This is a genomic window from Frankia tisae (assembly GCF_025403405.1).
GTDB classification, from domain to species: domain Bacteria; phylum Actinomycetota; class Actinomycetes; order Frankiales; family Frankiaceae; genus Frankia; species Frankia tisai.
The window spans coordinates 1-6,510 of record NZ_JANEZT010000372.1 but is presented as its reverse complement, the minus strand read 5'-3'; the positions used below and the strand labels follow the sequence as shown (position 1 = coordinate 6,510).

The following is a 6,510-nucleotide window of genomic DNA, read 5'->3' as shown; positions in this document are numbered from 1 at the left end:
GCCATGCCCAGCGGGCGGTCGCCGCCCTGCTCACGGTGCTGCTCTTCGGCCTGATCATCTTCGGTGGGGGCGCCGCGGCCGACGCTGTCGACGGCGAACGTTGGTGGGGTTACCTCGTCGGCGGCCTGTTCTGCGTGGTCATGGTCGCTGCCGCCCTGCGTAGCCGCCAGCGCTGAGTCGACGGGCCCGCGAACCGGGCCGCCGAGCGGCAGGGGAGACTGTCACCCGTGCGTGTGGGCTTCCTGGTCGAACAGCTGCTCGCGCCGGTTCCGGGGGGGACCGGCCGCTATTCCGCCGAGCTCGCGACCGCCCTCGCCCGCCGTGCCGCGCCGGGGGACGGCGTGGTCGGCTGGTGCGCCGCGCGGCGCGAGGTCGACGCCGCGAGCCTGCCGGGCGTGCTCGGCCCGCTGCGCCTCGGCTTGCCTCGACGGGCGCTGGCCACGGCCTGGTCGCGCGGCGTCGGTCCCGCGCCGACCGGGGTGGACGTCATCCACGCGCCGACGCTGCTGCTCCCGCCCGCGGGCGGGACCGCCGGCTGGGCGACCGGCTCGGTGGTCGACGCCCTGCGCGGTTCCGGCCGGTCCGGCATATCGGCTCGGTCCGATCCCGGCAGGTCTGCGGCCGATCATCGGGGCGAGCCCGGCCGGGACGGCGGCCGGTCGGCGGGTGGCCCGGTGCGACCGCCGTTGGCCGAGTGGGCCGCACACAGCGTCGCCCCGGCGCTCGGTGACGCGCTCGACCGCCGCCGGCCCCGGCCAAAACTGGTCGTGACGATCCACGACGCGGTGCCCTGGACCCATCCCGAGACGCTGACCCCGCACGGTGCCCGCTGGCACCGGCTGATGGGCGAGCGCGCCGCCCGGCACGCCGACGCGGTGATCGTCCCGACTCTTGCCGTCGCCGCCGAGGTGGCCCGGCATCTGCCGATTCCTCCCGAGCGGTTGCACGCCATCGGCGAGGGGGTGGCCGAGGCGGTTACCCGGGTGCCGCCCGACGCCGACGCCCGCGCGGCTCGGCTGGGCCTGCCGCCGCCGGGCGGCTACCTGCTCACCCTCGCCACCCTGGAGCCGCGTAAGGGGCTGAACACCGCGCTCGCGGCGCTGCGCCGGTCCGACGATCCGGGCCTGCCGCTGGTGCACGTCGGCGCGGCCGGCTGGGGCGGGCTCGACGTGCGTACCGAGGCGGCGCGGCACGGTCTGGACGGCTCCAGAGTCCGCACTCTTGGGCGAATCAGTGACGAGGATCTCGCGGTCGTGCTCTCGCGGGCCGGGGTGCTGCTGGCGCCGAGCCAGTCGGAAGGGTTCGGCCTGCCCGTGGTGGAGGCCATGGCGCACGGAGTGCCGGTTGTGATCTCCGATGCCCCGGCGCTGGTCGAGGTGGCAGGAGACGCCGCGCTGGTGGCAGGCGTCGGCGACGCCGCTGCGCTGGCCGCCGCGGTGGCCCGGATCGTCGGCGATCCAGTCCTGCGCGGGCGGCTGTCAGATGCCGGACGCGCGCGCGCGCAGGCATTTACCTGGAATGCGGCGGCGGAGGCGACGTGGGCGCTCTACCGTCGAGTCGGCGGCTCCCCTGCCGTGTCCGTCGCCGCTGACGGGCGGGCGTAGTGTTGCCCCCGTTGGGAAGCAAGCGGTCACCATGAAGCAAGCGGCCACCCCTGCGAGGGTGGCGCGTCAGGGAAGGAGCGCCGTGGGACCCCGGGTGCTCGTCGACGCGACTTCGGTCCCGGCCGACCGTGGTGGCGTTGGGCGTTATGTCGACGGGCTGGTCGCGGCGCTCGGCGCGGCTGGTGCGGACATGGCGCTGGTCTGCCAACGGTCGGACGAAGAACGCTACAGCCGGATGGCTCCTCATGCCACCGTTCTGTCCGGGCCGGCGGCCATCGCCCACCGGCCCGCGCGGCTGGCGTGGGAGCAGACCGGGCTGCCGCTGGTTGCGGAGCAGGTGAATGCCGACGTCATTCATTCACCGCACTACACGATGCCGCTACGGGCGCAGCAGCCCGTGTGCGTGACTATCCACGATGTCACCTTCTTTACCGAGCCGGACATGCACACGGCGGTGAAGGGGACGTTCTTCCGCTCGGCGATGCGCACCGCGGTGCGCCGTGCCGCCCGGATCATCGTCCCGTCGAAGGCGACCCGTGACGAGCTGATCCGAGTGCTCGACGGCGAGTCGACGACCACCGATGTTGCCTATCACGGCGTCGACACGTCGACGTTCCACCCGCCGACCGAGGAGGACAAGCTGCGCGTGCGCCGCCGCCTCGGCCTCGGCGACGCGCGCTACGTGGCCTTCCTCGGCATGCTGGAGCCGCGCAAGAACGTCCCGAACCTGATCCGTGGCTGGGCCGAGGCGGTGCACTGGCGGGACGAGCCGCCCGCTCTCGTGCTGGCCGGCGGTTCGGGCTGGGACGACGACGTCGACGCCGCCGTCGCCTCGGTGCCCAGCCACCTGCGGGTGATCCGGCCCGGCTACCTGCGTTTCTCCGACCTGCCGGGGTACCTGGGCGGGTCGTCGCTGGTCGCCTACCCGTCGCACGGCGAGGGCTTCGGGCTGCCGGTGCTGGAGGCGATGGCCTGCGGTGCGCCGGTGCTGACCACCCCGCGGCTGTCGCTGCCGGAGGTCGGCGGGGACGCCGTCGCCTACACCCAGCCGGATCCGGACTCGATCGCCCGTGAGATGGGTGCCCTGCTCGACGATGCCGAGCGCCGCCGCCAGCTCGGTCAGGCGGGACTCGCGCGGGCCCGGGAGTTCACCTGGGCGGCGAGCGCCGAGGCTCACCTGGCGAGCTACGCACGGGCCGTCGCCGAGCGCTGAGCGTCCGACCCCGGGGCGAAGACCGCCGCAAAGGGCGCGCTACGGTCTCTTCGGCACGGATGCCGCTCGACGTCACCAAGTCCCGGCGCGGCCGGCCGTGCCGATCGGACGGATGACAGGCGGGCCGGCGAGGCGGGCGGGCCGGTGAGACGGGCGGGCGAGGACATGGGTGTGGAGCCGGAGATTCGGGTCGTCGTCGTGACCTTCCGGTCCGGGGAGATCATCGGAGCTTTTCTCGATTCCCTGGCGAAGGCGACGACCCGGGCCTACGAGGTCGTCATCGTCGACAACTCTCCGAAGCTCGACACGGGCACCGGCGCGGCGGGGGAGCGCCCCGAGGTGCGGCTGCTGCGCCCGGGCCGCAACCTCGGCTACGGCAGCGCCGTCAACAGGGGCGCCGCCGACGCCGGCGCACCCTGGCTGGTGATCTCCAACGCCGACATCGCGTTCCAACCGGGCGCGCTGGACGAGCTGATCGCCGCGGCGCGGCGTTGGCCCGGTGGGGGTGCCTTCGGCCCCGGGATCACCAACCCCGACGGGGCTCTCTACCCGTCGGCCCGCGACCTGCCGTCGTTGGGGCGGGGGATCGGCCACGCGCTGTTCGGCTGGTGCTGGCCGGCGAATCCGTGGACCGCCTCCTACCGGCGGGAGCGGGGTGCCCCGCGGGAGATGACCGCCGGTTGGCTGTCCGGCTCCTGCCAGCTACTGCGCCGGGAGGCGTTCGAGGCGGTCGGTGGCTTCGACGAGTCGTACTTCATGTTCATGGAGGACGTCGACCTGGGCCGGCGGATCGGGGCGGCGTCCTGGCAGTCGGTGTACGTGCCCACCGCGGTCGTCGAGCATCTCGGCGGGCACTCGACGAAGCGGTCGTCCCGGCGGATGGTGGTGGCCCACCACCGCAGCATGTTCCGCTATCTGTCCCGGCAGTACCCGGGGCCGGGGCGCGCTCCCCTGCGGCTGCTGCTCGGTGTCGGGCTCGGTGCCCGGCTGCTGCTCGCCCTCGTCTTCGCCAAGGACAGCGCCGGGGCCAGGGCCACCCGATCCGCGGAGCTGCTCACCAACCGCGGGATCACTCCCGGCGGATGAGCCTCGGCGTTGCTCGGACACCCGGGCGCATGGCGTGACCAGATGGTAAACAGATCGTATCTGCCCTATGGCGGCACGTTCGGGTAGTGGTCCCGCTGCCCATCCGTCTCCAAGAGCTACCCCATGCCCTGCGACACTGACTCTCCATGGACGCAGTGATGCTTGTCGGCGGTCAGGGGACCCGTCTACGACCACTGACGATGTCGGCCCCCAAGCCGATGTTGCCGGTCGCTGGGGTGCCGGTCACCGCGCACATGCTGGCTCGGGCGCGCGACGCCGGGATCGACCGGGTGGTACTTGCCACCTCCTACCGCGCGGAGGTCTTCGAGGAGTACTTCGGGGACGGGTCCGCCCACGGCCTCGAGCTGGAGTACGTGACCGAGACGGAGCCGCTGGGCACGGGCGGCGCCATCCGCAACGTCGCCGGGCGCCTGCGCGGCGGCCCGGACGACCCGATCGTGATCTTCAACGGTGACATCCTGTCCGGCCTGGACATCCGGGCGCTGATCCGTCGGCACACCGCGGCGGACGCGGCGGTCACCCTGCACCTGACCGAGGTGCCCGATCCGCGGGCCTTCGGCGTGGTGCCCGTGGACGCGGACGGTCGTGTCACCGAGTTCCTTGAGAAGACGCCCGATCCGCCCACCAACCTGATCAACGCTGGCTGCTACGTGTTCCGCCGTTCAGTGATCGATTCCATCGCCGTGGGTCGGCCGGTGTCGGTCGAGCGGGAGACCTTCCCCGGCCTGCTGGCCGCCGGCACGTCGGTCATGGGCTACCCGGACAGCACCTACTGGCTCGATCTGGGCACACCGGCGGCGTTCGTCCAGGGCAGCCGCGACCTGGTGACCGGCCGGATGGTCTCCTCGGCGCTGCCCGGCCCGGTCGGGGACTGCCTGGTTCTGGCCGGCGCCGTCGTCGCCGCCGACGCCAAGATCAGCGGCGGCGCCACCGTGGGGGCGCGCTCCCGGGTGGGCGCGGGCGCCGAGGTCGACGGCGCCGTGCTCTTCGACGGGGCGATCATCGAGGCTGGCGCCACCGTGCGGGACAGTGTGATCGGCCGCGATGCCGTGATCGGCCCCGGCGTCGTGCTCGACGGCGTGGTCGTCGGTGACGGCGCCGTCATCGAGCGGGGCAACGAGCTGCGGGCCGGCGCGCGGGTGTTCCCGGGCGCGGTCCTCACCGCCGGCGCGGTGCGGTTCAGCTCCGACCGCACCTGACCCGGCCGATCTCGGCCAGCCATTGCGGCCGATCGTCGGATATGCCCTGATCCGACAGGACAGACTGATGTCCGTGCTCGTCAGCGCATCGCTCAGCGCATCGGACGCGCTCACCGCCGTCCTCGTGCGCACCTTCGCCGTGCTGCGGGTGCTGGGCGTCGTTACCACGGCGCTGTACCTGGCGGTGTGGTGGTCCTGGTACAGCCGGCACCCGGTGGGGCTCGTCGCCGTGCTGCTGATGCTCGCGTGGGGGCTCGGCTACGTGGCGCTGAGCCTTCGCGGCGGGCTCGGCACCGGCCTCGTCCTCACCAACGTCGGCGTGGGCACGGCCGGGGCGCTCGCCGCCGGCGCCGCCGTGCCGGCGGTGTCCGTCGGTGGCGCGGGGACCTGGATCTACCTCGGCTGCGCCCACGCCGCCCTGGTCGCGGGCGCGATGACCAGCCGGCGGGTGCTCGCCGGCGCGCTGGTCGCCCTGTGCGCGGCCCTGGTGGGTGGGGTGGGCCTGGGCGGCCGGCTTGCCGCGGCTGTGCCCACCGATGCGGGCTGGTCGGCGTCCGCGGCGGCCCGCTCGGCATCGGACCCCGGCGGGTCGTACCGCCGGGTCGCCGTCGCCATCCTGCTCATCGCCTTCCTGTCCCTGCTCGTCCGGTTCGGGGCGGGGCGGCTGCGGGCGACCGCGGGCAGGGCCGACGACCAGCTGCGGGCGGCGGCGGACCACGAGCGGGCGGAGATGATCGCCGTGGCCCGTGCCCGCGCGGAGCGGGAGCGTGAACGCGTCCTGCACGACACGGTGCTCAACACCCTCGCCGGCATCGCCTGGGGCGGCGGCGATGACGAGCGGCTCACTCGAACCCAGGCCGAGGACGCCATCGCCGCCGTCCGGGGGCTGCTCGACGCTCCACCCGGCGACGGCGCGCGCAGCCTCGATGCCCGGCTCGACGCCGTCGCCGATGCCGCCCGGCTGCGTGGGCTGCGGGTGCGGCTCGGCCGGACCGGCACGGTCGGCATGCCTGGCTCCCTGTCGTCGGGCAACGGCAGCGGGCAGGAGCTGCCGCCGGAGGTGGCCGTCGCGTTGGCCGCCGCGACCGCCGAGCTGCTGTCCAACGTCCGCCGGCATGCCGCCACCGACCAGGCCTGGGTCACTGTGCACCGCACGCCAACCGCGGTCGGGGTGATGGTGCGCGACGAGGGGCGGGGTTTCGACCCGGCCGCCGTGCCCGTCGATCGGCTTGGGCTGAGCCGCTCGGTGCAGGCCCGGCTCGCCGAGGTCGGTGGCCGCGTCCGGCTGGTCACCGCCCCCGGCCGTGGCACCCGGGTGATGCTGACCTGGGCGCGGGCCGCGCCCCCCGTCGCCCCGGACGCCGCGGGCGGGTCGCCCCGACCGCCC

General features: G+C 74.3%; 5 protein-coding genes. All 5 read left to right on the top strand.

Features of this window, described 5'->3' with window-relative positions:
• Positions 1–227: 227 nt before the first annotated feature.
• Entirely contained in the window at positions 228–1,604 is a 1,377-nt protein-coding gene (locus NBZ85_RS25785) for a glycosyltransferase family 4 protein (RefSeq protein WP_261559566.1), read from the top strand.
• Between the two features lie 82 nt (positions 1,605–1,686).
• The gene (locus NBZ85_RS25780; protein WP_261559565.1) at positions 1,687–2,817 is read left to right on the top strand and encodes a glycosyltransferase family 4 protein; all 1,131 of its coding nucleotides are present in this window, start codon (positions 1,687–1,689) and stop codon (positions 2,815–2,817) included.
• A gap of 165 nt (positions 2,818–2,982) precedes the next feature.
• Positions 2,983–3,903 (top strand): glycosyltransferase family 2 protein, encoded by a 921-nt coding sequence (locus tag NBZ85_RS25775; RefSeq protein ID WP_261559568.1) that lies wholly within the window; start codon positions 2,983–2,985, stop codon positions 3,901–3,903.
• Between the two features lie 158 nt (positions 3,904–4,061).
• The gene (gene manB / locus NBZ85_RS25770; RefSeq protein WP_261562760.1) at positions 4,062–5,123 is read left to right on the top strand and encodes a mannose-1-phosphate guanylyltransferase; all 1,062 of its coding nucleotides are present in this window, start codon (positions 4,062–4,064) and stop codon (positions 5,121–5,123) included.
• 67 nt (positions 5,124–5,190) lie between these two features.
• The coding region (locus tag NBZ85_RS25765; protein ID WP_308205221.1) for a sensor histidine kinase at positions 5,191–6,510 on the top strand (1,320 nt) is incomplete at its 3' end.